The organism is Burkholderia sp. FW306-1C-G01B, from assembly GCF_058781685.1.
Map to the genome: position 1 here is coordinate 88994 of NZ_JBYSWZ010000009.1, position 26733 is coordinate 115726.

Sequence of the window (26733 nt, forward strand, 5' to 3'; positions counted from 1 at the left end):
GAAAACCACGCTTGATATTTCTCAAATTTCGGCGCGGACCTGAAATGTACGCGCACAAATCGGATCGGACAATCTTTTTATAGTCCATTAAATGTTCCGCAATCCGCGATAATCGACATTTCGCTGCATTTTTGTGTCGTCGACGCGACAAATCTGCGACAGACGCACCGGTGTCGCATGCCGGCGACCTGCGGCTGCGCGCGACGATGCGTGCGCACGACGGTCGGTTAGAATCCCGTGCAATCAAACAGAAAGCTTCCCTCCGAGGGCAATCGAGCGATGAAGCAGCACGACAAACAGAACAACACGATTCGAACCAACCACACCACACGGCTGCTCTGGCGCATCGGCGCCGTCGCGGCGCTCGGCGGCGCCGCGGCCCTGTCGCTGCATGCGCTCGCGGCGCGCACGGTGAGCGTGTCGCCGCAAGGCACCGTCACCGAAGTCCGGCAGACCGTCGTCAAGTTCGACGAACCGATGGTCGCGTTCGGCTCGGCATCCGCGCCGAATCCCGCGCGCGTGACCTGCAACGACTCGACCGCCGCGCGCGGCCAGGGTCACTGGCTCGACGACAAGACCTGGGTTTACGATTTCGAAAACGACCTGCCGCCCGGGGTACGCTGCTCGGTCGCGCTCAACGACACGCTGCGCTCGGTCGCCGGCAATGCGGCCAGCGGCCCGCGCCGCTTCACGTTCCAGACGGGCGGCCCGTTCCCGGTGAACGTGCGCCCCGGCTCGCGCGAGATCGAGGAACGGCAGGTCTTCGTGATGAAGCTGAACGGCCCGGCCGAACCGCGCTCGGCGCTCGCGAACATCTGGTGCGAAGCGGCCGGCATCGGCAACCGCATTCCCGTCACGGCCGCCGACGACGATGCGCGCAACGCACTGCTCGACCATTTCGGGCTGAAGAAGGACGCCGCGCGCGTATTGACGCTGTCGTGCTCGCAGGCGCTGCCGGCGAGCGCGAAGATGCAGCTCGTGTACGGCAAGGGCGTCGCGAGCCCGAGCGGCATCGCGAACGAAACCGAACGGCGCTTCGATTTCACCGTGCGCGCGCCGTTCGCCGCGAGCTTCTCGTGCGAACGCGAGAACGCGAAGGCGCCCTGCACGCCGCTGCGCCCGCTCACGCTGTCGTTCAACGCGCCGATCTCGCGCAAGAACGCCGAGGCGATCAAGCTGCGCGGCTCCGACGGTTCGCTGTCGCCGACCTTCGCGGCCGACGACCACAGCGAGGAAGTGACGACCGTCACGTTCAACCCGCCTTTGCCCGCGCAGGCCGCGCTGACGATCGAACTGCCGTCGGGCCTGCGCGACGTGACCGACCGCTCGCTGTCCAACGCCGACCTGTTCCCGCTGGCGACGCGCACCGCGCCGATGCCGCCGCTCGCAAAATTCTCGTCGGGCACCTTCGGGATCGTCGAGCGCTTCGCCGAACCCGATACGCCGGCGCTCGTGCCCGTCACGCTGCGCAACGTCGAGGCCGACCTGCATATCGCCGGCCTCAACGCGGGCGGCGCGCAGTTCGCGAACCTGAAGGTCGAGAACGACACCGCGATCCGCCAGTGGATGCGCACCGTCGACCGCTTCGACAACTGGTCGATGACGGCCGACTCGATCGACAGCCAGATTCCCGGCCTGCTCCAACGCAAAGGCCAGCACCCCGTCTACGTGCCGCTCCAGGCCGGCGAAAAGCAGCCCGCGCCGAAGGACCGCCGCATCGACGTACGATCGCTGTCGCTGCTCAAGGGCGAGCCCGGCGCGCAGGCGCTGACGCTGCCGCAGGCCGACCCGAAGACGCTGCGCCCGTTCGAGATCGTCGGCGTGCCGATCGACAAGCCCGGCTTCTACGTGCTCGAACTCGCGTCGCCCGCGCTCGGCCGCTCGCTGCTCGCGAAGCCGTCGAGCATGTACGTGCGCACCACCGTGCTCGTCACGAACCTCGGCGTGCACCTGAAACAGGGCCGCGAGAACAACCTCGTGTGGGTCACGACGCTCGACAAGGGCAAGCCCGTGCCGAACGCGCAGATTCGCGTGTCGGACTGCAACGGCGATGAAATCGCCGCGGGCAAGACCGATGCGCAGGGCCTGCTGAAGATCGACGGGTCGTTCGAACCGAAGCACGAATGCAGTTCGTCCGAGCGTTTCGACGACTACTTCGTGTCGGCGCGCGTCGACGATCCGAAGACGGGCCACGACATGGCATTCGTCAGCTCGGGCTGGAACCGCGGGATCGAATCCTGGCGCTTCAACGTGCCGACCGACACCGATAGCGCGCCGACCATGCGCGCGCACACGGTGTTCGACCGCACGCTGCTGCGCGCGGGCGAAACCGTGTCGATGAAGCATTTCATCCGGTCCGAGACGCTGCAGAGCCTCGCGTTCCCGTCGCAATACCCGACGCGCGTGACGATCCGCCATCTCGGCACGGGTCAGACGTACAAGCTGCCGCTCACGTGGGCCGCCGATCACAGCGCGGACACGCAGTTCACGCTGCCGCCGGCCGCGAAGCTCGGCGAATACAGCGTCGCGCTCGAAGGCGGCCCGGAAGACGCGCCGACCGCCACCTACTACAGCGGCAGCTTCCGCGTCGAGGCGTTCCGCCTGCCGGTGCTGAAGGGATCGATCGGCGCGCGCGACGCGCAGAAGAGCCCGCTCGTCGCGGTGAAGGAAGCGCCGCTCGCGGTGCAGATCGACTACGTGTCGGGCGGCGGCGCATCGAACCTGCCGGTGCAGGTGTCGGCGCTGATGAAGTGGGCATCGCCGCCGTTCGCGGATCGCTTCGAGGACTTCAGCTTCACGCCGTATCGCCCCGACACGAGCGACGGCAACGCCGACGACGATTCGCAGGACGGCGACAACGCGTCGTCGTCGAACCACGATCCCGACGCGACGAAGCTGATCGCCGACAAGCTGCCGCTGACGCTCGACCGCAACGGCGCGGGCTCGGTCACGCTCAAGGGCCTGCCCGACGTCGACGCGCCGAAGCGCATCGCGCTCGAAGCGACGTTCTCCGACCCGAACGGCGAAGTGCAGACGATCCGGGGCGACACGATCCTGTGGCCGGCCGCGGTGGTGGCCGGCATCAAGGCCGGCCGCTGGGTGTCGGTCGGCCAGCGCGTGCCCGTGCAGGCGCTCGCGGTCGACCTGCAGGGCAAGCCGCGCGCATCGGTGCCGATCGAGATCAAGGGCGTCGCGCACATCACGACGTCGTCGCGCAAGCGGATGGTCGGCGGCTTCTATGCGTACGACAACAAGAGCGACACGCGCGACCTCGGCGTGCTGTGCTCGGGCAAGACCGACGACAAGGGCCGCATGGCCTGCGACGCGACGCTCGAACAGGCCGGCAACGTGCAGCTGATCGCGGTCGCGAAGGACGGCGACGGCCGCACGTCGAACGCATCGACGTCGGTCTGGGTCACGCGCGAGGACGAACTCTGGTTCGGCGGCGACAACACCGACCGGATCGACGTGATCCCGGAGAAGACCTCGTACGAACCGGGCGAAACGGCCCGCTTCCAGGTGCGCATGCCGTTCCGCTACGCGACCGCGCTCGTCGCGGTCGAACGCGGCGGCGTGATGGAAACGCACATCGTCGAACTGAACGGCAAGAACCCGACCGTCGACCTGAAGGTCGGCGAATCGTGGGGGCCGAACGTCTACGTGTCGGTGCTCGCGCTGCGCGGCCGGATTCGCGAAGTGCCGTGGTACTCGTTCTTCACGTGGGGCTGGAAAGCGCCGGTCGAATGGGCGCGCGCGTTCTGGCGCGAAGGCCGCCACTATGAAGCGCCGACCGCATTCGTCGACCTGTCGAAGCCCGCGTTCCGCTACGGCCTCGGCGAGATCAAGGTCGGCACGGGCGTCCACCGTCTCGGCGTGACCGTGACGACCGACGCGACGCGCTACACGGTGCGCGGCAAGGCGCAGGCGCACGTGAAGGTCACGCTGCCGAACGGCCAGCCCGCGCCGGCCGGCACGCAGATCGCGGTCGCGGCCGTCGACGAGGCGCTGCTCGAACTGATGCCGAACAACAGCTGGGACCTGCTCGACGCGATGCTGCGACGGCGCGCGTACGGCGTCGAGACGGCCACCGCGCAGATGGAAATCGTCGGCCGCCGCCATTTCGGCCGCAAGGCCGTGCCGGCCGGCGGCGGCGGCGGCGGCAGCGCGCCGACGCGCGAGCTGTTCGACACGCTGCTGCTGTGGAATCCGCGCGTGACGCTCGACGCGAACGGCAGTGCGACCGTCGAGGTGCCGCTGAACGACGCGCTCACGCGCTTCCGGATCGTCGCGATCGCGGCAGTCGGCCCCGACCGTTTCGGCACCGGCAGCACGTCGATCCGCAGCACGCAGGATCTGCAACTGATCTCCGGCCTGCCGCCGCTCGTGCGCGAAGGCGACGCGTTCCGCGCGCAGGTCACGCTGCGCAACACGACCGACCGCGCGATGCAGGTCGTCGTGACGCCGCGCGTGACGGGCCTCGAGGTCGCGTCGCAAACCGTGTCGCTCGCGGCCAATACGGCGACCGAGGTCGCGTGGACGATCACCGTGCCCGAGCAGGCGCTCGACGCGGCCGGCGCGCTGAACTGGCGCATCGAAGCGGCCGAGCAAGGCGGCAAGCGCGCGTCCGACGCGCTGGCGGTCGCACAGAAGGTCGTCCCTGCACTGCCGGTAACCGTGCAGCAGGCGACGCTCGCGCAGGTCGACGGCACGCTGACGGTGCCCGTGTCGGCACCGGCCGGCGCCGTCAGCAACGCACAGGGCACGCCGCGCGGCGGCATCGCCGTGTCGCTGCAGTCGAAGCTTGCCGACGGCCTGCCCGGCGTGCGCCGCTGGTTCGAGCGCTATCCGTACCGCTGCCTCGAACAGCAGGCGTCGCGCGCGATCGGTCTGCGCGACCCGGCGCAATGGCAGGCGCTGGTCGCGCGCATGCCCGTCTATCTCGACAGCGACGGGCTCGCGAGCTACTTCCCGCCGTCGTCCGACGATTCGCACCACGGCAGTCCGACGCTGTCGTCGTACCTGCTCGTGCTGTCCGACGAGGCGAGCCGTGCCGACCCGCGCTTCGCGCTGCCGGAAGACCTGCGCACGCAGCTCGAAGCCGGGCTCGCGCGCTTCGTCGACGGCCGCATCGAGCGCAACGCGTGGGCGCCGCGCCAGGATCGCGACCTGCGCAAGCTCGCCGCGATCGAGGCGCTGTCGCGCTACGGTGCCGTGCAAGGCCGCATGCTCGGTTCGATCGAGATCGCGCCGAACCAGTGGCCGACGTCGGCGGTGATCGACTATCACGCGATCCTGACGCGCGTGAAGGACATCCCGCAGCGCGACGAGAAACGCGCGCAGGTCGAACAGATCCTGCGGGCGCGCCTCACGTACCAGGGCACGCAGCTCGTGTTCTCGACCGCGCGCGACGACGACCTGTGGTGGCTGATGACCAGCAACGAGACCAACGCCGCGCGTCTCGCGATGGAATTCGCGGGCGACCCGGCGTGGAAGGACGAGATGCCGCGCGTCACGGCCGGCCTGCTCGCGCTGCAGCGCCAGGGCGCATGGCAGACGACGACGTCGAACGCGCTCGGGCTGCTCGCGGTCGAGCGCTTCTCGCGCACCTACGAGAGCACGCCCGTCTCCGGCTCAACGAAGGTCGCGCTCGGCGGCAACGAGCGCGCGATCTCGTGGTCGCAGGCGCCGGCCCCGGCCGACACGCCGGCGTCGGCCACCGCCGCGACCCGCGCCGCCGCCGCGCGCAGCGTGCTGATGCCGTGGCCGCGCGCGTCGCAGGCGCCGGCCACGCTGTCTGTCACGCAGGAAGGCACCGGGCGCCCGTGGGCGACGGTCGAGAGCCTCGCGGCCGTGCCGCTGCGCTCGCCGTTCGCGGCCGGCTACCGGATCACGAAGACCGTCACGCCGGTGTCGCCCGCCGTCAAGGGCGTGCTGACGCGCGGCGACGTCGTGCGCGTGCATCTCGACATCGATGCGCAGAGCGACATGACGTGGGTCGTCGTCAACGATCCGATCCCGTCCGGCGCGACGATCCTCGGTTCGGGCCTCGGCCGCGACTCCGAAGCGGCGACGCAGGGCGAAAAGACGCCCGACGGCGCGTGGCCGGCGTTCATCGAGCGCGACTTCGACGGCTACCGCGCGTACTACGACTATCTGCCGAAGGGCAAATTCTCGGTCGAGTACACGGTGCGGCTGAACAACGTCGGCACGTTCGGATTGCCGCCGACGCGCGTCGAGGCGCTGTACGCGCCATCCGTGTACGGCCTGTGGCCGAACCCGCCGATGACCGTGAAGCCGGCCGACGCGGCCAAGCAGTGAGCGCGTGATGATCGATCGGGTTTTGCCGCGGCCGGCGCGTTTGGCCGGCCGCATATTCGTCGCCGTCGTGCTGGCCGCGCCGCTCGTCGCGCATGCGCTGCCGAGCTACGACGATGTGCGCCGCAACTGGCGCAGTTCCGACTGGGTGCTGCTCGCGCGCGACGGCACGCCGCTGCAGCGCACGCGCGTCGACCTCACCGAACGGCGCGGCGACTGGGTGTCGCTCGCGGACGTGTCGCCCGCGTTCCGCGAGGCGATCGTCGTCTCCGAAGACAAGCGCTTCTACGAACACAGCGGCGTCGACTGGCGCGGGATCGCCGGCGCCGCGTGGGGCAACCTGTGGAACGAGCGCACGCGCGGCGCGTCGACCGTGACGATGCAGCTCGCCGGGCTACTCAGCGATTCGCCGCGCCGCTCGGGCCAGCGCTCGCTGCCGCAGAAGGCCACGCAGGCGATGAACGCGCTGCTGCTCGAACGCGGCTGGCGCAAGGACCAGATCCTCGAGGCGTACCTGAATCTCGTGCCGTTCCGCGGCGAGACGGTCGGGCTCGGCGCGCTGTCGCAGGTACTGTTCGGCAAGGCGCCGTCGGGCCTCGACGCGCGCGAAGCCGCGATCGCGGCCGCACTCGTACGCGCGCCCAACGCGACGGCCGCGAAGGTCGCCGAGCGCGCGTGCCGGATCCTGCGCGACATGCATGCCGAGCAGGCGTGCGCGTCGCTCGACGGCTACGTGCAGTTCGTCACAGCGCGTCCAACCAACGCCATACGCGACGACGGTGCCGCCCTCGCCCCGCACTTCGCGCGGCGCATCGCGGCCGAGGTCAGGCCGGCGGCCGGCGCGCAGGTCCGCACGACGCTCGATGCGCCGCTGCAGCGCTTCGCGCGCGACACGCTGATGCGCGCGCTGACCGAACTCAACGCGCCCGCGCACCGGCGCAACGTGCAGGACGGTGCGGTCGTCGTGATCGACAACGCGACCGGCGAGATTCGCGCATGGGTCGGATCGTCGGGCGCGTTGTCGAGCGCGCGCGATGTCGATGCCGTGCTCGCGCCGCGCCAGGCCGGCTCGACGCTCAAGCCGTTCCTCTATGCGCAGGCGCTCGACGAAAAGCGGCTGACGGCCGCGTCGCTGCTCGACGACGCGCCGATCAACCTCGCCGCCGGCGGCGGCCTGTACATTCCGCAAAACTACGACAAGGATTTCAAGGGCTGGGTGAGCGTGCGCAGCGCGCTCGGCGGCTCGCTGAACGTGCCGGCCGTGCGCACGCTCGTGCTCGTCACGCCGCACCGCTTCGCGCGCACGCTGACCGCGCTCGGCCTGCCGCTCGCGCAGGAAGGCGACTACTACGGCTTCAGCCTCGCGCTCGGGAGTGCCGACGTCACGCTGCTGTCGCTGACCAACGCGTATCGCGCGCTCGCGAACGGCGGCGTCGCGCGCAAGGTCGTCGACCTGCCCGCGCCGGCACCGGCACCCGGCACATCGGCGCCCGCGCGTACGGACAGCGGCACGCGCGTGTTCAGCGAGGCGGCCAGCTTCGTCGTTACCGATGTCCTCTCCGACAACAATGCGCGCGTACGCACGTTCGGCTTCGACAACCCGCTCGCGACGCGCTTCTTCTCGGCGGTCAAGACCGGTACGAGCAAGGACATGCGCGACAACTGGACGGTCGGCTTCACGTCGCGCTATACGGTCGGCGTGTGGGTCGGCAACGCGGACGGCTCGCCGATGTGGGACGTGTCGGGTGTCACGGGCGCGTCGCCCGTGTGGTCGGCCGTCGTCGGCTACCTGCACCGCGATCTGCCGAGCCGCGCGCCGCGCGCGCCGGCCGGCGTCGAGACGCGCCGCATCACGTTCGAGCGCGACATCGAGCCGGCGCGCAGCGAGTGGTTCATCGCGGGAACGGCGGTCGACACGATCCGGCTCGCCGCGCCCGTCACGCCGGGCAAGGACGGTGCGCGCGCGCCGCTGACGATCGGCGCGCCGACCGACGGCACGATCTTCGCGATCGACCCGGACATTCCGCCGAAGAACCAGCGGATCTGGTTCGAACGCTCGGCCGGGCGCGCCGCGCGGTTCGCGTGGCGGCTCGACGACAAGGTGATCGGGCATGCCGACCGCGTCGCGTGGATGCCGTGGCCGGGCCGGCACCGGCTCGAACTCGTCGACGCGCGCGGCAACGTCGCGGATGCGATCGGCTTCGAGGTGCGCGGCGCGTTCGCGAAGACGGCTGCGCGCAAGCCTTGAGCGCGTGAGCCGGCTGCTTACTGGCCGGCCGCGTTCGCCTTCTGCGGCTGCGCGGAGAAGTCCAGTGCCGGAGCTGTCGAGATCGACGCTTCGTTCGCAACGCTGAAGTTCGGGCGAGGCTGGTAGCCGAAGATCTTCGCGATCACGACGCCCGGGAACTGGCGGATCTGCACGTTGTAGTGCTGCACCGTCTTGATGTAGCGGCCGCGCGCGACCGCGATGCGGTTTTCCGTGCCTTCGAGCTGCGTCTGCAGGTCGCGGAACGCTTCGTTGGCCTTCAGCTCCGGGTAGCGTTCGGACACCACCATCAGCCGGCTCAGCGCGCCCGACAGTTCGCCCTGCCGTTGATCGAACGCCGCGAGCGCGGCCGGATCCTTCGCCATCTCCGGCGTCATCTGCACGCTGCCGACGCGCGCACGGGCCGAGGCCACCTCGGTCAGCACGCGCTCCTCGTGCGACGCATAGCCCTTCACCGACGCGGCGAGATTCGGCACGAGATCGGCGCGGCGCTGGTACTGGTTCAGCACTTCGGACCACGCCGCATTGATGTCCTCATCGGACGACTGGATCGCGTTATAGCCGCACCCCGCGAGCGGAGCCAGTAAGCAGCACACGAGCAGGATTCGAAACCATTTCATTGTTGGAGACTTCCGGTTGAGCGCTCCGGGCGGAGCGGTAGTGAAAAGAAACGTTGTTTGCGCAGGTGCGCTGCGTATGGCGCCTGGTGGTTACCAGCGACCCGATGCGCCCCCGCCGCCGCTCGACCCACCGCCGCCGCTGAACGAATCGGAATTCGACGAATCGGAGTCCGCGCGCGAGCCTGACGACGGCCATTTGAAACCGGATGACGACGAGGACGAAGACGACGAGCTTCCGCCCGTGAGCTTGTCGATGATTCCGAGGATCAGCGTCAGCACGCAAAATACCGTCACCAGGACTTCGCCGGGCGAATAGCCCATCCAGTGCCCGATCGCGATCAACGCCAGCAGCGTGCCGCCGATGATCGCCGCGTACTTGCGGATGGGTGCGGACCGGACGACACCGATGCCGAGCAGCCATGCCCCGACGCCCACGCTCGTCGGAACCAATGCCAGGGCCGCCAGGATCGCCTCGAGATTGCCGTCGAAGATCGCGCCGACCGGCAGCATCACGATCGGCACGATCGTCGCGACGAGATAGCTTGCCGGGAGCATCACCTGCCAGCGCAGCTTGCGCCACGCGGTCACGGCACCCAATGCGACGTTGGCCAGCCCGAGCAGGAGCCAGAACGTGAAACTGCCGTACTCGACCGGCGGGTTCTCGAGCAATCCGTTCGACATCCGCCGCTCATCGCCCGCCCGGCTGTCGCGGGACGCGAGGTCGGCCACCTCGTCATCCCGCCGTGCGTCGGTCGACGTAGCCATCTCCGGCGGCGTCATCTCGAGCGTGAGCGCAGCGACTGCATCGCTCACGCCGGCCTCGATCCGGTTCTCGCGAAACGCCGGCACGATCCGTTCGCGGATGATCCGGCCCGCGACAATGTCCGGAATTGCGTCTTCGAGCCCATAGCCGACTTCGATCCGCACGGTATGGTCGTTGAGCGCCGCGACGAGCAGCAGGCCGTTGTCGATCTTGCTCTCGCCTAGACGCCATTGCTCGAACACCGCAGTCGCGAACTGCTCGATCGTCGCGTGGCCCGTCGAGCCGACCAGCAGCACCGCCATCTGTACGCCGAGCCGGCGCTCGAGATCAGCGAGGCGCTCGGTCAGTTCGGTCGCGCATGCGGCGCTCAGCGCGCCGGTCATGTCCGTCACTCGGCCTTTCAGCGGCGGCGCCGCTTCGGGATCAGTGGCGACAGGATAAGTAGCCGCTGCTACAGCCGCGTGCGTGCAGGCCGATGGCGCCGACGCGGACGGTGCGCCGGCTGCCGACGCAATGGCGCCATCTGCGCCGCCGTCCGGCGCGGCGAACGCCAAACTGTAAAGGAGCGTTGCGCCCGTCAGCACGGCAGTCACCGCTTTCCCTATCCCGGTAAAGGCGATCGTGCTGCGCGTGCGCGTGGGGCGTCCGTCGTGTCGAGTCGTGCCTGCCCGCGATGCCGGATCGCCCTCGCAACCCGTCGGGCGCGGCCGCCCCGTCTGTCGTTTCAAGTTCATGTCGGAAACGGCACGCCTGCTCCCTCAGCAACGGCGCGTTCTCTCGTCGTTTTTAGTCGTCCCGCAGCATAACCAATTGCGAAGGGAACTGAAAGGTTTCCGGCTGGACAGGCAAACGGGCAAGCAGTTCGCGGATCGGGAATCTAGAATATGAACAGCGCCGCTTCTCCGGGCGCACCGGTTGCTTCCTTCTCCCGGACGCCCGCGACCATGAACATTCGCCATACACACTTCACCCGCCCCGCGCTGGGCGCGCTCTGCGTCGCAGCGCTCGCGACGCTCCAGGCCTGCAACGGCGACGCCTGCTTCGGCGTGGATGTCTGCTTCAACAACAACAACACGCAGACCGTCTCCCTGTCGGGCACGGCTGCCACGGGCAGCGCGCTCGCGAGCGCGCCGGTAGCGGTCAGTTGCGCGGCAGGCTCCGCGACGACGCTGACGGACGGCGGCGGCAACTACCGTGTGACGGTCAACGCCGCGCTGCCGTGCGTCATCACCGTGACGTCGGGCGGCACGAGCCTGCATTCGCTCGCGTACGCGGGCGGCACCTTCAACACGACGCCCGAAACCGAGCTGATGCTGGTCTATCTCGCGGCACAGCTGGGTACGAATACGGCCGGGCTGATCGGCAATTTCCAGGGCAATCTGCACTTCCAGCAGGTGATGGGCAGCCCGAACGCCGTGCAGGCCGCGCAATCCGCCGTCGTGACGAACCTGCAGCAGCGGTATGCGGTCACGCTGACGACGCCGGCGTTCCTGACCACGTCGTTCGTGGTCGGGCAACCGGGTGTCGACAGCGATCTCGGTGCGCTGGCCAAGGCTGGCGCGATCGACTCGAATGGATTGCCGGATCCGGTTGCCGTTTCGCTATTGACGCAGGCCGGCGCCGCGCATCCGCTGTAAGCGGCCTGCGGCGCGCAAGGAACCAAACGTCAGGCGCCCGCTTCGTTCTCGTCGTCGGCCAGCAGCGCCCACCGTTCGTGGTCGCGCCATTCGCCGCCGATGCGCAGATAGCGCGGCGAAAACCCCTCTTTCCGGAAACCGAGCCGCCGAACCAGCGCGATCGACGCGTGGTTGCCGGGCTGGATGTTCGCTTCGAGCCGATGCAGCCCGAGCTCGCCGAACGCGACGCCGATCGTCGCGCGCAACGCGTCCGTCATCAGCCCCTTGCGGCTGAAATCCGCCATCCCGTAGTACCCGAGATACGCGCTCTGAAACACGCCGCCGACGATCTCGTTGAGGTTCACCACACCGACCACCGCCCCGGACGCCCGTTCCCGCGCGACGAGGCCGACATTCGGCCCCGTCAGGCACCGGGCGAACCATTGGTCGAATCCCACCTGGTCGGTGAACGAGTCGACCCACGGCAGATGGTGGCTCCGGCTCGCGCGGTTGGCGACGATCAGGTCGGCGGCGTCGGATCGGGCGACGCGGTTCAGCAGGATCAGGCTCATGGTTCGGTCGGACGCGGTATGTGGCGCAAGCGGCCGGCAAGCGGGCCGTTCGCCCGCGTCGCCACCGCTCGCGATCGATCAACGAAACGCCTACGCGGCTTCCCCGCTCCCGCACACGACGGTCGCCGCCTGCTGCTGCGTCAGATACCGCAGCAGCTTCGTCACCATCCATACGACGATGAACGACAGCGCGACGAAGAACACAGCGAGCGGCGTCAGCACGTGGATCGACACGAACCCGGCCAGCCCCATCATCGCGGACGACACGAGCAGCAGCGCACACCCGAGGATCGCGCTCGTCAGGCCGGCGATATGCGGAAACAGCGAATTGCCCTTGGCCATCAGCGTCGGATACATCGCGCCCGCGCAGAAGCCCATCACGAGCACCGGCGTCGCGAGCGTCCACACGCGCAGGCCGACGGTCAGCGCCAGCACCAGCATCGCGACCGACGCGCCCGCCATCACGCGCGCGCCGATGCGCAGCCGCTGCTCTGCGCTCGGCAGCCCGCGCCCGTGAATCCGGTTCGACAGCCCGCCGAGGAAATACATCAGGCCGATCCCGAGCGCGAGATAGCCGAAGAACGTCGGCGGCTTGTGCAGCGTGGTCTGCACCATGAACGGCCCGACGATGTTGAACACGAGCAGGATGCTGTAGCACAGCCCCTGCGCGAGGAAACAGCTCTGGAACACCGGGCTCGCCAGCACCTTGCCCGCGTTCGCGATCAGCGTGCGCGGCTCGAGATGCACCGGTTTCGGCAAGGTTTCCCGATAGCGCCACAGCAGCGCCCACATCACCAGCGAGTAGACGAGCAGGAACACGAGGCAGGCGCGCCAGCCGAACCATTCCTGCAGGTGCGCACCGATCACCGGCGCGACGATCGGTGCGAGCCCCCATGCGATCGACATGTACGTGAACGCGTGCATCAGCGCCTGGCCGGAGAACGAATCGGTGATGATCGCCTTCGCGAGCAGGTTGGTGGTCGCGATCCCGAAGCCCTGCAGGCAGCGCGCCAGCACGAACGTCTCCAGGTTCTGCGCGCCGAGCGACAGCAGGCAGCCGAGCGTGTAGATCACGAGCCCGAACGCGAGCACGCGCTTGCGCCCGTACGCGTCGGCGATCGGGCCGAAGATGAGCTGGCCGAGCGCGTAGGCCGCCATGTAGCCGGACACGCTCGACTGGATCGCCTGCGGCGTCGTCGCGAACGACCGCGCCATGTCGGGCAGCGCGGGCACGTAGATATCGATCGCAAGCTGGCCCGCGGACGCGAACAGGCAGATCAGGAACAGCAGGAAGCGCGGCGAATTCGGCTCGCGCGCGGGAGTGAGCGTGGCGTTCATGACGACTGGGAAGGATTCGGGCGGCGGCGACGCGGCGCGACCCGCGTGTTCGCATTGTGAACACGCGTGCGCAGCGTGCCGGGTCGCATATTGTGCCTGTTGTTACGGCAACCGATGCGATTCCCATGGCGCGGGCGAGGTTGAACGTCCATCGGGGCATGCCCGGACACACTCGCCGAGCCGCGTGCGCATTCGTCCGCCGCCCCCGTACTTTCCACCCATTGACACGCCTCCCCGCCTTCGCCCTATACTCCCCGCAGCGCCACTAATTGTTGAACAATCCAACATGCTCGTTGACGCCTGACCGGCCACCGACAAGGATTTCGGCCGGATATCCACGTCTGCAAATTTCCCCGAGAGCACCGCGTCATGTCGAACTATCCCGCCGCCTATCAGGTCACCAAAGGGTCCGTCCTGAACGTCGACCGGTCCTTTTACTCCGCGATCGCGCAACGCAAGGACGCGCGGCAACGCATCGAATCGCACGTCGTGCCGATTCGCAGCGGCTTCGCGTGGACGGTGCCTGCCGGTCACGTATTCCGCATCGTCACGCTGGAAGGTCCGCAGGTCGCCGACTTCAACATGTGGAACCTGCACAATCCGCGCGAGCGCATGTGGGCGTCGCGCACGCGCCAGCTGCAGGCGGCGCACGTGACGACGTTCGACCGCATCTGGTCGACGCTGCCCTACCTGCGCCCGATGGTCACGATCACCGACGACACGCTTGCCGGCTATGGCGTCGACGGCGACGGCGGCCGCGTGCACGACCTGCTCGGCACGCGCTGCGATCCGTACGTCAACAAGTTGCTGACCGGCGAGGACTTCCATTTCCACTGCCACTCGAATCTCGTGCGCGCGGTCGCGCCGTACGGGCTGACGGAATTCGACGTGCACGACGTGCTGAACGTGTTCCAGTGCACGGGCCTGAACGACGACGACAAATACTTCATGAAGGCCTGCCCCGCGCAGGCGGGCGACTATCTCGAGTTCTTCGCCGAGATCGACCTGCTGTGCGCGATGTCCACGTGTCCGGGCGGCGACCTGTCGGTGCCGATGTGGGGCCCCGATGCGCGCGACCCGATCGACGTGTGCCGGCCGCTCGGCGTCGAGGTATATCGGCTCGATCCGGGCCTGCTGGAAGGCTGGTCGTCGCCGCCCGTCGCGCCGTACAAGGGCCTGCACGGGATGCAGCCGCCCCAGGCAGACTGGCAGCACGGCAAGACCGTGTGACACAGCCCGTAGAATGACGCAACGCCGCCGGCCGGCGACGCCGGCGGCTTACGATCAGGAGAGGAGCAAACGAACAGCATGGCAAGCGAAAAAGCGCGGGGACAATCGGTCGCCGACCGGATCAGCCATCAACTGCGCGAACACATCATCAGCGGCAAGCTGCCGCCCGGCACGGCGCTGATCGAGATGGACCTCGCGGCCGAATACGATACGTCGCGCAACTCGCTTCGCGAAGTCCTGCACCAGCTCGGCCGCGAAGGGCTCGTCACGTTCGTGCGGCACAAGGGTGTCGTCGTACGCACGCTCAATCGCCAGGACGTGCGCGATCTCTATGTCGCGCGCCGCACGCTCGAACTGCATGCGCTGAACACGGCCGAACTCGCACAGCCGGCGCTGCTCGAGAAAATGCAGGCGGCCATCGGCGCCGCCGAGCGCGAACTCGACAAGGAGAACTGGCAGGCCGTCGGCACGCACAGCCTGCGGTTTCACCAGCATATCGTCGCACTGCAGAAGTCGACGCTGCTCGACGAGTTCTTCCGGACCATCTCGGCACAGCTGCGCCTCGTATTCGCGTCCGATCCCGACGAGAAGCGCGTGCAGACGGCCGACTGGATCCAGCGCGAATACCGGATCTACGAACTGCTCACGCAGAACCGTCGCAGCGAAGCCGTCACCGCGCTCGCACGCTATCTCGACGATTCCGAGCGGATGCTGCTCGACGCGATCAGGCGCAGCCAGCGCGACGCGGCCTGAGCCAGCGTCCTGCCTCCTGCATGCGTGCCGCGCAACGCGGCACGCACGAATCCGGCATCGAACGCCGTCACGCTTCCTCGCCCGCCGGCAACGCGTAGCTGCCGTCGTCGCGATGCGTCTCGAGCCCCGTCAGCGGCGGATTGAACACGCATACGAGATGCAGATCGCCGCGCGTCGCCCGCAGGATGTGCGCGTCGTTCCGGTTCAGCGCGTAGATCGTGCCGGGCGTGATCCGGTGTACCTTGCCGGTCGCCGTATCGACGACCTCCCCTTCGCCCGCCACGCAGTAGTTGGTTTCGAAGTGATGCTTGTAGTGCAGATGCAACTCCGCACCTTCATGCACGCGCGTCTCGTGAACGGAATAGCCGACGCCGTCCTGCTTGACGATCATGCGCTTGCTGTCCCAGCCCGGGCCGTGCGCGTGGCGTTCGGTATGGGCGATATCGGCTGACCTTACGACGATCATGAGCACCTCTGAATAATAACGATGAGAAATGGCAAGACGATGCTTGCCGCCGGAAATCGGTTCATTCGGAATCCGTCAATGCGCGTTCGACCAGCACCGCCACATCGAGCAGCCACGCGTCGTCGCCGCGGCGGCCTGTCAGCAACAGGCCTATCGGCTGCTTCCGTCGACAGTCGCCCGGCACACTGATGCTCGGCAGGTCCAGCCGGTTCGCAAATTCGGTCAGACGGAACGCGCGTGCGTTCGCCGCGAGATATGTGGCCTCGTCCGCCAGATCGGCAATGCGCGGCGGCAGCATCGGCACCGTCGGCGTCAGTACCGCATGCGCATCGCCGAGTTCCGTGTGGTACGCATCGGCCAGCGCCGCCAGGCGCAACAGCGCGGCCGCGTAGTCGTGAGCGCGCACGTACTCGCCAGCCGCGATGCGCGGGCCGACGAGCGGATCGTAGCGATCCGCGGCCGTTTCCAGCAGCGTGCGATGCAGCATGAACGCTTCAGCCGCGATGACGCCTCCCGCCCGCGCGGCGGCGCCGGCTTCGACCGCACAATCGAGCCGCTTGCGCTCGATGCGCGCGCCCTGTGCGGATAGCCGCGACAGCCACGTGTCGAATGCCTGTCCGACTGCCGGGTCGACGTCGTCCGTCGCGAAGCGCTCGGGGACGATGAAATGCAGGTCCTTGATGCTCGCCGGTACGGGCCGGCCGGCGGCGCGGCCACGCAGCACCGCATCGACCCGCCGGCACATGCGAGCCGTCGCGGCCAGGATCCCCGGCACGTCGAACGTCGTCGACAGGAAACGCATGCCCGCATCGGGATAGCGGCCGCGCGACGGCTTGAAGCCAGCCACACCGCAGAACGCGGCCGGAATGCGCGCCGAACCGCTCGTGTCCGAGCCGATCGACAGATCGGCCGCGCCGAGCGCCACCGACACCGCCGCGCCCGAACTCGATCCGCCGGCCACGCGCTCGCGTCGCGCATCGAGCGGCGTCGCGGGTGTACCGTATGCGCGGTTCACGCCGAGCGCGCCGTACGCGAACTCGGTCATCGCGGTTTGCGCAATTCGCACCGCGCCGGCGCGGCGCAGCGCTGCCACGAGCGCGGCATCGGTTCGCGCAGGCGGGTCGCCGGCCAGGACAAGTGAGCCGGCGTGCGTGACCCAGCCTTCGCAATCGAAACACGCCTTGACCGTCAGCACCGCGCCGGCCAGCGGCACGGCGGACGCATCGCGGCGTGCCGATGCATCCGTTGCACGCGCGTCGTCCAGCGCCGCTTTGTCGCGCCGTGCGAGCCACGCCGTCCCGATGTCGTCAGGATGTGCATCGGCACGCGCGAGGCTGGTACGCAACCGTTCGACGCACGCCTGCCCGTTCGCGTCGGGATGCCGTAAATCAGAAGCGTCCATTGTCGTTCCTCGCCGATCGCTCGTTGCGGTTCACGCGAAATGGACGTGCCGCAGAAAGTCCTTCACGCGCGCATCGGCGCTGGCACGAATCCTCTCGGGTGGCACGTCGTACAGGATCCGGCCGTTCTCCATGAAGACGATCCGGTCGGATACCTTGAATGCAAAGTTCATCTCGTGCGTCACGATGATCATCGTCATCCCCTCCTTCGCGAGCGTCTCGACCACTTTCAATACTTCGCCGACGAGCTCCGGATCGAGCGCCGACGTCGGCTCGTCGAACAGCATGATCGACGGCCGCGTGGCGAGTGCCCGCGCGATCGCCACACGCTGCTGCTGGCCGCCCGACAGCTGATGCGGGTACTTGTTCGCATGGTCGAGCATCCCGACTTTCGACAGCAGCGACAGTGCCTGCAGCCGGATCGCCTCCGTATCCGCCTGCCGGTGATAGCACGGCGCCATCATCACGTTCTGCAACGCCGTGCGATGCGGGAACAGGTTGAAGCTCTGGAACACCATGCCGATGTCGAGGATCCGGTCGTGCGGCACGCGCGGCGGATGCGCGCCCGACGCACGAATGAATGGCTCGCCGTACAGATCGATCTCGCCCGCGTTCACCGGCGCGAGGCCGTTGACGGTGCGGATCAGCGACGTCTTGCCCGAACCCGACGGGCCGATGATCGATACGACCTGCCCCGGCGCGACATCGAGATGGATATCCTTCAGCACTTCGTGACGACCGTAGCGCTGCTGGATGCCTTTCAGCCGCAACGCGAATTCGGCACTCGCGCGCTTTCGCGGCGCGACGGCCGGCGTCGACAGCGGCAGTGCGATGGTCGCGGGGCCCGCCTGGGCCGGCGTGCGGCGGCTGACGTCGAGGTGCCGTTCGAGATAACCGAGCAGTCGGCTGAACACCGTGACGATCAGCACGTAATAGAACGCGACTGCCAGCATCGTTTCGAACACGAGGAAGTTCTGCGTGTACAGCCGCTGCCCGACGAGCAGGATCTCGGCGAGCGAGATCACCGACACGAGCGAGGTCAGCTTCACGATCGTGATGAATTCGTTCGCGAGCGCGGGCAGCGCGACGCGAATCGCCTGCGGCATCACGATCATCCGCTGGATACCCGTGAAACGGATGCCGAGCGCGCGGCCGGCTTCGAGCTGCCCGCGCGGCACGGACAGGATCCCGCCGCGATGGATCTCCGCGAAATAGGCGGTCTCGCTCAACACCATCGCGATCAAGCCGGCCGTGAATGGATCGGACAGCACCGCGCTGGTGGCGGGAAACACCTGCGGCAGGTTGTAGATGAACACAAGCAGCACGAGCAGCGGCAGGCTGCGGAAGAACCAGATATACACGCTCGCGGCGCGCTTCAGACCAGTTCGGTGCGACTGCCTCGCGAGCGCCACCGGAAAGCCGAGCAACACACCGAGTAACCAGGCGGATACGCTGAGCTTCACGACGACGACGCAGGCGCGCCAGAAATCCCTGTCCCACAAGAGTTGTAACGCGTAGTGCCAATCGAACTGCATCGAAGACTCCTCAACCGCCGATAGGTGATGCAAGCGCCCGGCGCGGGTCGCGCGTCCGGGCGGGCGAGCGCGCCGGCCCGGCGCGCGGTTGCCGCTTCGCGACTACTTCGCCGTGCCGAGCGCGTTCGCGACGTCGGCATCGGTCGGCGCCTGCAACCCGTACTTCTTCACGAGACTGTCGTACTCGCCGCTGTGCTTCGCCTCGTCCAGCGCCCCCTCCAGCGCGCGCAGCAGACCCGCGTCATCCTTCGTCACGCCGAGGCCGATGACGATCGGGTACAGCAGCGTCGTCGAGCTGAGCTCGACACGGCCGTTCGTCTGCTTCGGAATGCCCTGCGCGACGGCCGCATCCTCGATCTGCACGTCGACGGCCCTCGACATCAGCGCGGACGTCGCTTCCGGCGAGGTCGGAAACTCGAGCATCGCAATCTCGCCGCGACCGGCCGCCTTGCAGGTGTCCTGCGAGACCACGCGCAGCTTCGGCGTCCACGACGCGCCCTTGATCGTGCCGACGCGCTTGCCGCACAGGTCCTGCGGCGTTTTCGGCAGGTATGCGCCGCCCTTCGCGACGAGCAGCGACGCGCCCGTCTTCAGGTACGGCACGAAATCGACCTGCTTCAGGCGATCGGGCGTCACGTAGAGTGCCGACGCAACGACGTCGAAGCGGCGCGCCTTCATCCCGAGGATCAGGTCGGGGAAGCGCGTATCGAGGAAGACAGGCTCAAGCTTCAGGTGGCGCGCGAGCAGCCGCGAAAACTCGGCGTCGAAGCCGGCCGGCTTGCCGCCGTCCAGGTACGCGTAAGGCGGATACGTCAAGTCGGAGCCGACCAGGAGCGTGCCGGGCCGCACCGTCTGCAGCGATGCCGCCGACGCGAGCGAGCACGCGAAAGCCAGCGGCACAAACGCGCCGCCGAGAAAACGTCGAAACGAGAACTGACCGGGCATGGCATGGCTCCTGAGGTTTTTCGGCTCCTGCGCATAGACGTCACAACGCCTCCCGCGCACCGCCACATGCGGCTTTGCGAGATTTTTCACCGAAGATTGTTGAACAATTTCGGCCGATTCTGACCAGTTAAAATTGATAACTGAATCCGGGTTTACGCGAGAAACGGCGTCACCGTGCGCGAATCATCCGCGCACGCATGCGCCGTCGTCCGGTGCCGGACGCGAGTTTCAGGACGGGGAGAAATGAGCGGGAGAAGGCGGCGATCCCCTGGGATCACCGCCGAGGTGTGCGCGCCCATTGCGGACGCAACGATTTCTGCAACGCAGCCGAGATGAAAGCCGACTCGTCAGCCGGCATACGCGGCGCGCATCGACTGCATGGACCGGCAGAACGACGCACCGGCCCCTGCCACACTGCTAGATCACGATCAATACTGCGCCTGGTCAGTCGGATTCCTGAACAACTGTTTCATCTCCGCCGACAGCGGATAGTCGAGGCTTACGCCCTTCGGCGGAATCGGCTGCGTAAACCACTGGTTGTAGAGCTTCTCGGCCGCGCCCGACGTCTGCATCTTCGCGATCACGCCGTCGACGACATGCTTGAACGGCGGATCGTCCCTGCGCATCATGCATGCATAGTTTTCGTGGACGAGCGGCGTGCCCGTCACCGTGTACGCGCCCGGGTTGCGGTCCTTCGCGATCTCGCCGTACAGCAGCGGCTCGTCCATCACGAACGCCACCGCGCGCCCGGTCGTGACGTTCATGAACGCTTCGGCGTGATCCTTCGCGCTGATGATCGTCATGTTCATCCCTTTCTCTTCGTTGAGCTTGCGCAGCAGGCGCTCGTCCGACGTGCCGGCCGTCGTCGCGACCGTCTTGCCGGCCAGGTCCGAGAAATCCTTCACGCCCGAATCCTTGCGCGTGCTGAAGCGGATGCCATAGAGAAAAATGCTGTTCGAGAATGCGGCCTGCTTCTGCCGTTCGAGCGTGTTCGTCGTCGATCCGCATTCGAAATCGATCGTCCCGTTCTGCAGCAGCGGAATCCGGTTCTGCGACGTGATCGGAATCTCCTTCACCGCGAGGTTCGGCAGGTTCAGTTCGGTCTTCAACTGGTCGATGATGCGCGACGCGATGTCCCGCGAGTAGCCGATGTTCTTCTGCTGGTTGTCCGAATACGAGAACGGCACCGACGATTCGCGAATGCCCAGCGACACGATGCCCGTGTCCTTGATCTTCTTCAGCGTACCGGTGAGGGCCTGCGCATGCGCGGCGCCCGCCAGCGCACAGGACAGCGCGACAGCCAGCCAACGGAAGCGGCGATCCATGCTTTTCTCCTGACGAAACGTTGATCGAATCGCGATCGTACGCCCGACAAAATTCGCACCGTATCAGGGAAAGCGTCAGGCGCCCTTCACTGCTGCGACTAACGTCGGCTACGCCGCGGGCAGCCGTTTTCCGTGGCGCGCAAAAACGCCCGCGCCCGCGCGTTTCGCCCGACCGGCCGCTTGCGGGCTCGACCCCATCTTCTGTGCCACTCGTTCCAAACGCGCGTTCATGCTGCAATGCCGCAACGTAATCGTTTGCGTCTTGCTCTTTTTTCACACAAAACATACTCAAGAAGCCGCCACAGCGGCCGTTACCCAGTGCATGGCGCGTCGCAGCAACCCCGCCGCGACCACCAGACAAAAAACGACAAGGTCCGGTTTTGCCGGACCGGGCACACCGCCGGCACGACGGTTCTATACGAGGATCGACTTTCAACATGAAAGCCAAACGTTTCAATTTCGCGCTGGCGCGTTCCGCTCATGCGCGCATGCTCGCCGGCATGTTGTCTGCCGCCGCCCTCCTGCCCCTCGCCGGCTGCGGCGGCGGAGGCGGCGACGGCAGCAACCCGTCGCCGACCAACGCAGCACCGGCCCCGACGCCGGCCCCCGCGCCCACCCCGACGCCCGCCCCCACGGCCCCGCCCACCACGTCCGGCAGCAACGCCTGCACGACCCAGCAAGCCGCCGTGCAGATGGCCGCCCAGACCACGCCCGACGAGCCGCCGGTCGACCACCTGATCGTCAAGCTGAAGACGCTGACGGCCACGCGTGCGATGGCGGCCATCGACGACGGCACGCGGCTCGATGCGGTGATCCAGCGTTCGATGACACGCTGGACGGCGCCGACGGCGACCGGCGCCGCACGTGCGTATGCGGCCTCGACGACGCAAACGCCGCTGAACGTGCAGGTCGAGCGGACGATCTCGAACGGCGCGGCCGTGCTGTCGCTCGGCCAGCGTGTCGCGGCCGCCGACGCGACGGCGCTCGCGCAGACATTCGCCGCCGACGCCGACGTCGACTACGCGGAACCGGATCACCCGATGAAGGTCCGCGACACGCCGAGCGACCCCAGCTACAGCCAGCAGTGGTATCTGTCCGATCCGACCGCCGGCGTGGACCTGCCGCCCGCATGGAACACGACCAAGGGTTCGCCGACCGTCGTCACGGCCGTGCTCGACACCGGCTATCGGCCGCACCCCGACCTCGTCGGCAACCTGCTGCCCGGCTACAGCTTCATCACCAACGTCAACACCAGCAACAACGGCGTGTCGCGCGGCTCCGACGCGACCGACCCGGGCGACTGGGTCACGCAGCAGGAACTCGACAACACGAGCGGCCCGTACTATCACTGCGCGAGCGAACCGAGCGCCAGCAGCTGGCACGGCACGCGCGTGATGGGCGTGATCGGCGCGACCGCCAACAACGGCATCGGCATCGCCGGCGTGTCGTGGCTCGGCCGAATCCTGCCGGTGCGCGTGCTCGGCAAGTGCGGCGGCGTGACGAGCGACATCGCCGACGCGATGCGCTGGGCGGCCGGCATTCCCGTCACCGGCGTACCGACGAACCCGACGCCCGCGAAAATCATCAACCTGAGCCTCGGCGGCGTCGGCGCATGCAGCACGACGTTCCAGCAGGCGATCGACGACGTGAACGCGAAGGGCGTGACCGTCGTCGTCGCCGCCGGCAACGACGGCCTGTCGACCGGGCTCGACCAGCCCGCGAACTGCCGCGGCGTGATCAGCGTCGGCGCCACCGACGCGACCGGCCGCCGCGCATCGTTCAGCAACTTCGGGACAAACATCGCGCTGAGCGCGCCGGGCGTCAACATCCTGTCGACAGCCAACAGCGGCACGACGACGCCGGGCGGCGACACCTACGGCCCGGCAAGCGGCACGAGCCTTGCGACGCCGCAGGTATCGGGTGTCGCCGCGCTGATGCTCGCGGTGAACGGCAACCTCACGTCCGCGCAGATCCAGCAGAAGCTGCAAGGCGGCACGCGCGTGGCGAAACTGGCGGCCGGCACGTCGTGCACCGCGATGCCGGCGGGCTCGGGCATTCTCGATGCAGGGGCCGCCGTCGCGGCAGCCAACCCGTAACCGGCGCCCTGCCTCGACGCAGCCGCGCGCATGCCGACATGGCGTGCGCGCGGTTTGTTTTTTTCCGGCGGCCGGCGATCCGGCGGCCGGCGATCCGGCGATCGCTCATCGACCCGTTCCGTTTCTCGAAATAACACCTGACAAAAAGGTTGACGCTTCGCACGACGAGCCTTTACCATCGCCCCCGTCTGATTACATGGAGTGTTCTGTGAACACCGATGCGAGTTGTAGTTGGTGCTCGACCAACTTGACTGCTGCCTGAGGAAAACGCGCAGAGCCTCGTCTTCTGCCGCATCCCGGGAAGCAGGATGCGGCGTCCTTCCGGCCCGACCGGCCAGATTCCCCGCCGAATTTTTCGATGTTGTCGAATGCACGCGACGCGCCGTCGCGCGTGTGCGTTCGTGTTGCGCGCGGCGCCAGCCGCGTGCGTTTTCCGTTCGCGTGCCGTCCGGCCGCGCGCCTTCGTGCGTGCGCGGCTGCCGATCGCCCGTGCCGATTACCCGCAACCGACAGGAGTGCAGATGAACTCAGACGACAGTAGTCGATTACCGCTCGCCGGTGCGACGCTGCGCATCGTCCGTCCGACCGCACTCCGCGCGCCGGCGAGCGTTCCCGCCTTTACCGATCCACAGCCGATCGCGTTTGACGCGACGCGGCGGGGAGCGCTCGTGCGTCGATAACGTCACGGCCGCTCCCCGCCCGCCGCCTCGCGCGCCAGGAGCGACCATGACACAACGAAACCATTCTCAGAAAAAACAGCGCGGCTTCATCAAGACCGGCCCCGGTCAGCAGAACGAACCGCGCATCATGCGCGCCGCGCAGGAAGCGGCCCGTCCGCTCGAAGACACGCTGAAGTCGCTGCGCACCAGCACGCGCGGCCTCACCTACGGCCAGGCCGCCGACCGCCTGCAGCACCACGGCCCGAACGAAATCGCGCACGACAAGCCGCCGCACTGGTCCCGCCAGTTGCTGATGTCATTTCACAACCCGTTCGTCTACGTGCTGCTGGTGCTGGCCGCCATCAGCTTCTTCACCGACGTCTACTTCGCGGCGCCCGGCGATCGCGACTACGTCGGCATGACGATCCTGCTGACGATGGTCACGATCAGCGCGCTGCTGCGCTTCGTGCAGGAATTCCGTTCGCTGCGCGCGGCCGAAAAGCTCAAGGCGATGGTCCGCACGACGGCCACCGTGCAGCGCGCGATCACCGATACCGCCGAGCCGGCGCGCCGCGAGGTGCCGATGCGCGAGGTCGTGCCGGGCGACATCGTGCACCTGTCGGCCGGCGACATGATCCCCGCCGACGTGCGCCTGCTCGCGTCGCGCGACCTGTTCATCAGCCAGGCCGTGCTCACGGGCGAAGCGCTGCCCGTCGAGAAATACGACACGCTTGGCGCGGTGGCCGGCAAATCGGCGAGCACCGGCACGGCCGGCGCGGCGAACGATGCGTCGACGCCGCTGCTCGATCTCGAGAACGTCTGCTTCATGGGCACCAACGTCGTCAGCGGCACGGCGACGGCCGTCGTCGTCGCGACCGGCGAAGACACGTACTTCGGTTCGCTCGCGCGCAACGTCGTGAGCCACAAGCGCATCGAGACGAGCTTCGACCGCGGCGTCGCGAGCGTGAGCTGGCTGCTGATCAAGTTCATGTTCGTGATGGTGCCGATCGTGTTCATGATCAACGGCCTGACCAAGGGCGACTGGCTGAGCGCACTCACGTTCGCGCTCGCGGTGGCCGTGGGTCTCACGCCCGAGATGCTGCCGATGATCGTCAGCGCGAACCTCGCGCGCGGCGCGATCGCGATGGCGCGCCGCAAGGTCGTCGTCAAGCGGTTGAACTCGGTGCAGAACTTCGGCGCGATGGACGTGCTGTGCACCGACAAGACCGGCACGCTCACGCAGGACAAGATCATCCTCGAACACCACCTCGACCTGTCCGGTCACAAAAATGAGGAAATCCTGCGGCTCGGCTGGCTGAACAGCTTCCACCAGAGCGGCCAGAAGAACCTGATCGACATCGCGGTCGTTGCACGCGCCGACGAGATCGGCGAACGCGCGAAGCCTCAGGGCTACAAGAAGATCGACGAGCTGCCGTTCGACTTCGTGCGCCGCCGCCTGTCGGTCGTCGTCGAGGATACGCGCGGCACGCACCTGCTGGTCTGCAAGGGCGCGGTCGAGGAAATGCTGGCCGTCTCCACGCATGTGCAGGATGAAGACGGCGTGCGCCCGCTCGACTTCGTCGCGCGCAAGCGGCTGCTCGAACGGGCCAACGCGTACAACGAGGACGGCTTCCGCGTGCTCGTGCTCGCAACGCGCACGATCCCGCGCGGCGACGAACGCGAGCAGTACCGCACCGCCGACGAACGCGACCTCGTCGTGCGCGGCTTCCTGACCTTCCTCGATCCGCCGAAGGAGTCGGCCGCGCCGGCACTCGCCGCGCTGCGCGAGAACGGCGTCGCGGTGAAGGTGCTGACGGGCGACAACCCGACCGTCACGATGAAGGTGTGCCGCCAGGTCGGCCTCGAACCCGGCAAGCCGATCCTCGGTGCGGAAATCGAGGCGCTCGACGACGCAACGCTCGCGCAGGTCGTCGAACGCACGACCGTGTTCGCGAAGCTCACGCCGCTGCAGAAGGCGCGCATCGTCAAGGCGCTGCAGGCGAACGGGCACACGGTCGGCTTCCTCGGCGACGGCATCAACGATGCGCCCGCGCTGCGCGACGCCGACGTCGGCATCTCGGTCGACAGCGGCGCCGACATCGCGAAGGAAACCGCCGACATCATCCTGCTCGAAAAGAGCCTGATGGTGCTCGAGGAAGGCGTGATCAAGGGCCGCGAGACGTTCGGCAACATCCTGAAGTACCTGAACATGACCGCGAGCTCGAACTTCGGCAACGTGTTCTCGGTGCTCGTCGCCAGCGCGTTCCTGCCGTGGGAGCCGATGCTCGCGACGCAGCTGCTCGTGCTGAACCTGGTCTACGACACGTCGCAGATGCTGCTGCCGTGGGACAAGATGGATCCCGAGTTCCTGAAGAAGCCGCGCAAGTGGGAAGCCGGCAACATCAGCCGCTTCATGCTGTGGGTCGGGCCGACGTCGTCCGTGTTCGACATCACGACCTACGTGCTGATGTGGACCGTGTTCGGTGCGGGCGCGATGTATCACCTGCACGGCGGCACGGGCGGCCAGATCGTGATGAACTCGGGCTGGTTCATCGAGAGCCTCGTATCGCAGACGCTCGTGGTGCACCTGCTGCGCACGCAGAAGATCCCGTTCCTGCAAAGCACTGCCGCGCTGCCGGTGCTGCTGTCGACGTTCACCGCGATCGCGATCGGCTGCTGGCTGCCGTTCTCGCCGTTCGCGGATGCGCTCGGCTTCATGCACCTGCCGGGCACCTTCTGGCTGTGGCTCGCCGCGACGATGGTCGGCTACATCCTGCTCGCGCAGATCGTCAAGACGATCTATGTGCGCCGCTACAAGCAGTGGTTCTGATTCC

General features: G+C 67.6%; 17 protein-coding genes. 8 read left to right on the plus strand and 9 right to left on the minus strand.

Going from position 1 to position 26733, the window contains the following annotated elements:
* Positions 1-279: 279 nt before the first annotated feature.
* Together AC3WLY_RS19200 and pbpC are read left to right on the plus strand one after the other, a co-directional pair.
* On the plus strand, positions 280-6318 hold the full coding sequence (locus tag AC3WLY_RS19200; protein WP_492309824.1) for an alpha-2-macroglobulin family protein: 6039 nt from the start codon (positions 280-282) through the stop codon (positions 6316-6318).
* A 7-nt stretch (positions 6319-6325) separates the two neighbouring features.
* The gene (gene pbpC / locus AC3WLY_RS19205) at positions 6326-8563 is read left to right on the plus strand and encodes a penicillin-binding protein 1C (protein WP_492309825.1); all 2238 of its coding nucleotides are present in this window, start codon (positions 6326-6328) and stop codon (positions 8561-8563) included.
* A 17-nt stretch (positions 8564-8580) separates the two neighbouring features.
* Here pbpC and AC3WLY_RS19210 read toward each other — a convergent pair whose 3' ends face one another.
* A complete protein-coding gene (locus AC3WLY_RS19210; RefSeq protein ID WP_072438790.1) occupies positions 8581-9201 on the minus strand; it encodes a LemA family protein in 621 nt (206 codons plus the stop codon).
* 90 nt (positions 9202-9291) lie between these two features.
* Complete coding sequence (locus AC3WLY_RS19215) at positions 9292-10347, minus strand: TPM domain-containing protein (protein ID WP_492309826.1); 1056 nt, start codon at positions 10345-10347, stop codon at positions 9292-9294.
* Positions 10348-10908: 561 nt separating this feature from the next.
* Between AC3WLY_RS19215 and AC3WLY_RS19220 the strand changes: the two genes are divergently transcribed.
* Positions 10909-11601, plus strand: a complete 693-nt coding sequence (locus AC3WLY_RS19220) for a hypothetical protein (RefSeq protein WP_175959257.1) — start codon at positions 10909-10911, stop codon at positions 11599-11601.
* 29 nt (positions 11602-11630) lie between these two features.
* Here the strand turns inward: AC3WLY_RS19220 and AC3WLY_RS19225 are convergent, their stop codons facing one another.
* Positions 11631-12152 carry a GNAT family N-acetyltransferase gene (locus tag AC3WLY_RS19225; RefSeq protein WP_492309827.1) on the minus strand — a complete coding sequence of 174 codons (522 nt, stop codon included), beginning with the start codon at positions 12150-12152 and terminating at the stop codon, positions 11631-11633.
* A 90-nt stretch (positions 12153-12242) separates the two neighbouring features.
* The gene (locus tag AC3WLY_RS19230; protein WP_175959259.1) at positions 12243-13490 is read right to left on the minus strand and encodes a multidrug effflux MFS transporter; all 1248 of its coding nucleotides are present in this window, start codon (positions 13488-13490) and stop codon (positions 12243-12245) included.
* Positions 13491-13859: 369 nt separating this feature from the next.
* On the opposite strand from AC3WLY_RS19230, the gene AC3WLY_RS19235 reads away from it, so the two are divergent.
* Positions 13860-14720 carry an urea carboxylase-associated family protein gene (locus AC3WLY_RS19235; RefSeq protein WP_175959260.1) on the plus strand — a complete coding sequence of 287 codons (861 nt, stop codon included), beginning with the start codon at positions 13860-13862 and terminating at the stop codon, positions 14718-14720.
* Positions 14721-14798: 78 nt separating this feature from the next.
* Positions 14799-15473: a GntR family transcriptional regulator gene (locus AC3WLY_RS19240; protein ID WP_175959261.1), complete on the plus strand. Its 675-nt coding sequence runs from the start codon at positions 14799-14801 to the stop codon at positions 15471-15473.
* A gap of 67 nt (positions 15474-15540) precedes the next feature.
* Here the strand turns inward: AC3WLY_RS19240 and AC3WLY_RS19245 are convergent, their stop codons facing one another.
* The 5 genes from AC3WLY_RS19245 to AC3WLY_RS19265 all read right to left on the minus strand — a co-directional run bounded on the left by AC3WLY_RS19245 (position 15541) and on the right by AC3WLY_RS19265 (position 21144).
* Positions 15541-15939: an ectoine synthase gene (locus tag AC3WLY_RS19245; protein WP_492309828.1), complete on the minus strand. Its 399-nt coding sequence runs from the start codon at positions 15937-15939 to the stop codon at positions 15541-15543.
* Between the two features lie 61 nt (positions 15940-16000).
* Positions 16001-17341 (minus strand): amidase family protein, encoded by a 1341-nt coding sequence (locus AC3WLY_RS19250; RefSeq protein ID WP_492309829.1) that lies wholly within the window; start codon positions 17339-17341, stop codon positions 16001-16003.
* Between the two features lie 30 nt (positions 17342-17371).
* Positions 17372-18874, minus strand: coding sequence for an amino acid ABC transporter permease/ATP-binding protein (locus AC3WLY_RS19255; RefSeq protein ID WP_492309830.1), 1503 nt, complete (start codon positions 18872-18874; stop codon positions 17372-17374).
* Positions 18875-18976: 102 nt separating this feature from the next.
* Complete coding sequence (locus AC3WLY_RS19260; protein WP_175959265.1) at positions 18977-19819, minus strand: ABC transporter substrate-binding protein; 843 nt, start codon at positions 19817-19819, stop codon at positions 18977-18979.
* 428 nt (positions 19820-20247) lie between these two features.
* Positions 20248-21144, minus strand: coding sequence for a glutamate/aspartate ABC transporter substrate-binding protein (locus AC3WLY_RS19265; RefSeq protein WP_492309831.1), 897 nt, complete (start codon positions 21142-21144; stop codon positions 20248-20250).
* A gap of 437 nt (positions 21145-21581) precedes the next feature.
* Here AC3WLY_RS19265 and AC3WLY_RS19270 point away from each other — a divergent pair, with 437 nt between their 5' ends.
* From AC3WLY_RS19270 to mgtA, 3 genes are all read left to right on the plus strand, one after another.
* Positions 21582-23240: a S8 family serine peptidase gene (locus AC3WLY_RS19270; protein ID WP_310137577.1), complete on the plus strand. Its 1659-nt coding sequence runs from the start codon at positions 21582-21584 to the stop codon at positions 23238-23240.
* 521 nt (positions 23241-23761) lie between these two features.
* Positions 23762-23920, plus strand: coding sequence for a hypothetical protein (locus tag AC3WLY_RS19275; protein ID WP_175959268.1), 159 nt, complete (start codon positions 23762-23764; stop codon positions 23918-23920).
* 46 nt (positions 23921-23966) lie between these two features.
* On the plus strand, positions 23967-26729 hold the full coding sequence (mgtA, locus tag AC3WLY_RS19280; protein ID WP_492310022.1) for a magnesium-translocating P-type ATPase: 2763 nt from the start codon (positions 23967-23969) through the stop codon (positions 26727-26729).
* The last annotated feature ends 4 nt before the right edge of the window (positions 26730-26733 follow it).

What these genes read in the sequence shown, in the direction of transcription:
- AC3WLY_RS19200 (WP_492309824.1), top strand. Translation starts at nt 280, where the DNA reads ATGAAGCAGCACGACAAACAGAACAACACGATTCGAACCAACCACACC.
- pbpC (WP_492309825.1), top strand. Translation starts at nt 6,326, where the DNA reads ATGATCGATCGGGTTTTGCCGCGGCCGGCGCGTTTGGCCGGCCGCATA.
- AC3WLY_RS19210 (WP_072438790.1), bottom strand. Translation starts at nt 9,201, where the DNA reads ATGAAATGGTTTCGAATCCTGCTCGTGTGCTGCTTACTGGCTCCGCTC.
- AC3WLY_RS19215 (WP_492309826.1), bottom strand. Translation starts at nt 10,347, where the DNA reads ATGACCGGCGCGCTGAGCGCCGCATGCGCGACCGAACTGACCGAGCGC.
- AC3WLY_RS19220 (WP_175959257.1), top strand. Translation starts at nt 10,909, where the DNA reads ATGAACATTCGCCATACACACTTCACCCGCCCCGCGCTGGGCGCGCTC.
- AC3WLY_RS19225 (WP_492309827.1), bottom strand. Translation starts at nt 12,152, where the DNA reads ATGAGCCTGATCCTGCTGAACCGCGTCGCCCGATCCGACGCCGCCGAC.
- AC3WLY_RS19230 (WP_175959259.1), bottom strand. Translation starts at nt 13,490, where the DNA reads ATGAACGCCACGCTCACTCCCGCGCGCGAGCCGAATTCGCCGCGCTTC.
- AC3WLY_RS19235 (WP_175959260.1), top strand. Translation starts at nt 13,860, where the DNA reads ATGTCGAACTATCCCGCCGCCTATCAGGTCACCAAAGGGTCCGTCCTG.
- AC3WLY_RS19240 (WP_175959261.1), top strand. Translation starts at nt 14,799, where the DNA reads ATGGCAAGCGAAAAAGCGCGGGGACAATCGGTCGCCGACCGGATCAGC.
- AC3WLY_RS19245 (WP_492309828.1), bottom strand. Translation starts at nt 15,939, where the DNA reads ATGATCGTCGTAAGGTCAGCCGATATCGCCCATACCGAACGCCACGCG.
- AC3WLY_RS19250 (WP_492309829.1), bottom strand. Translation starts at nt 17,341, where the DNA reads ATGGACGCTTCTGATTTACGGCATCCCGACGCGAACGGGCAGGCGTGC.
- AC3WLY_RS19255 (WP_492309830.1), bottom strand. Translation starts at nt 18,874, where the DNA reads ATGCAGTTCGATTGGCACTACGCGTTACAACTCTTGTGGGACAGGGAT.
- AC3WLY_RS19260 (WP_175959265.1), bottom strand. Translation starts at nt 19,819, where the DNA reads ATGCCCGGTCAGTTCTCGTTTCGACGTTTTCTCGGCGGCGCGTTTGTG.
- AC3WLY_RS19265 (WP_492309831.1), bottom strand. Translation starts at nt 21,144, where the DNA reads ATGGATCGCCGCTTCCGTTGGCTGGCTGTCGCGCTGTCCTGTGCGCTG.
- AC3WLY_RS19270 (WP_310137577.1), top strand. Translation starts at nt 21,582, where the DNA reads ATGAAAGCCAAACGTTTCAATTTCGCGCTGGCGCGTTCCGCTCATGCG.
- AC3WLY_RS19275 (WP_175959268.1), top strand. Translation starts at nt 23,762, where the DNA reads ATGAACTCAGACGACAGTAGTCGATTACCGCTCGCCGGTGCGACGCTG.
- mgtA (WP_492310022.1), top strand. Translation starts at nt 23,967, where the DNA reads ATGACACAACGAAACCATTCTCAGAAAAAACAGCGCGGCTTCATCAAG.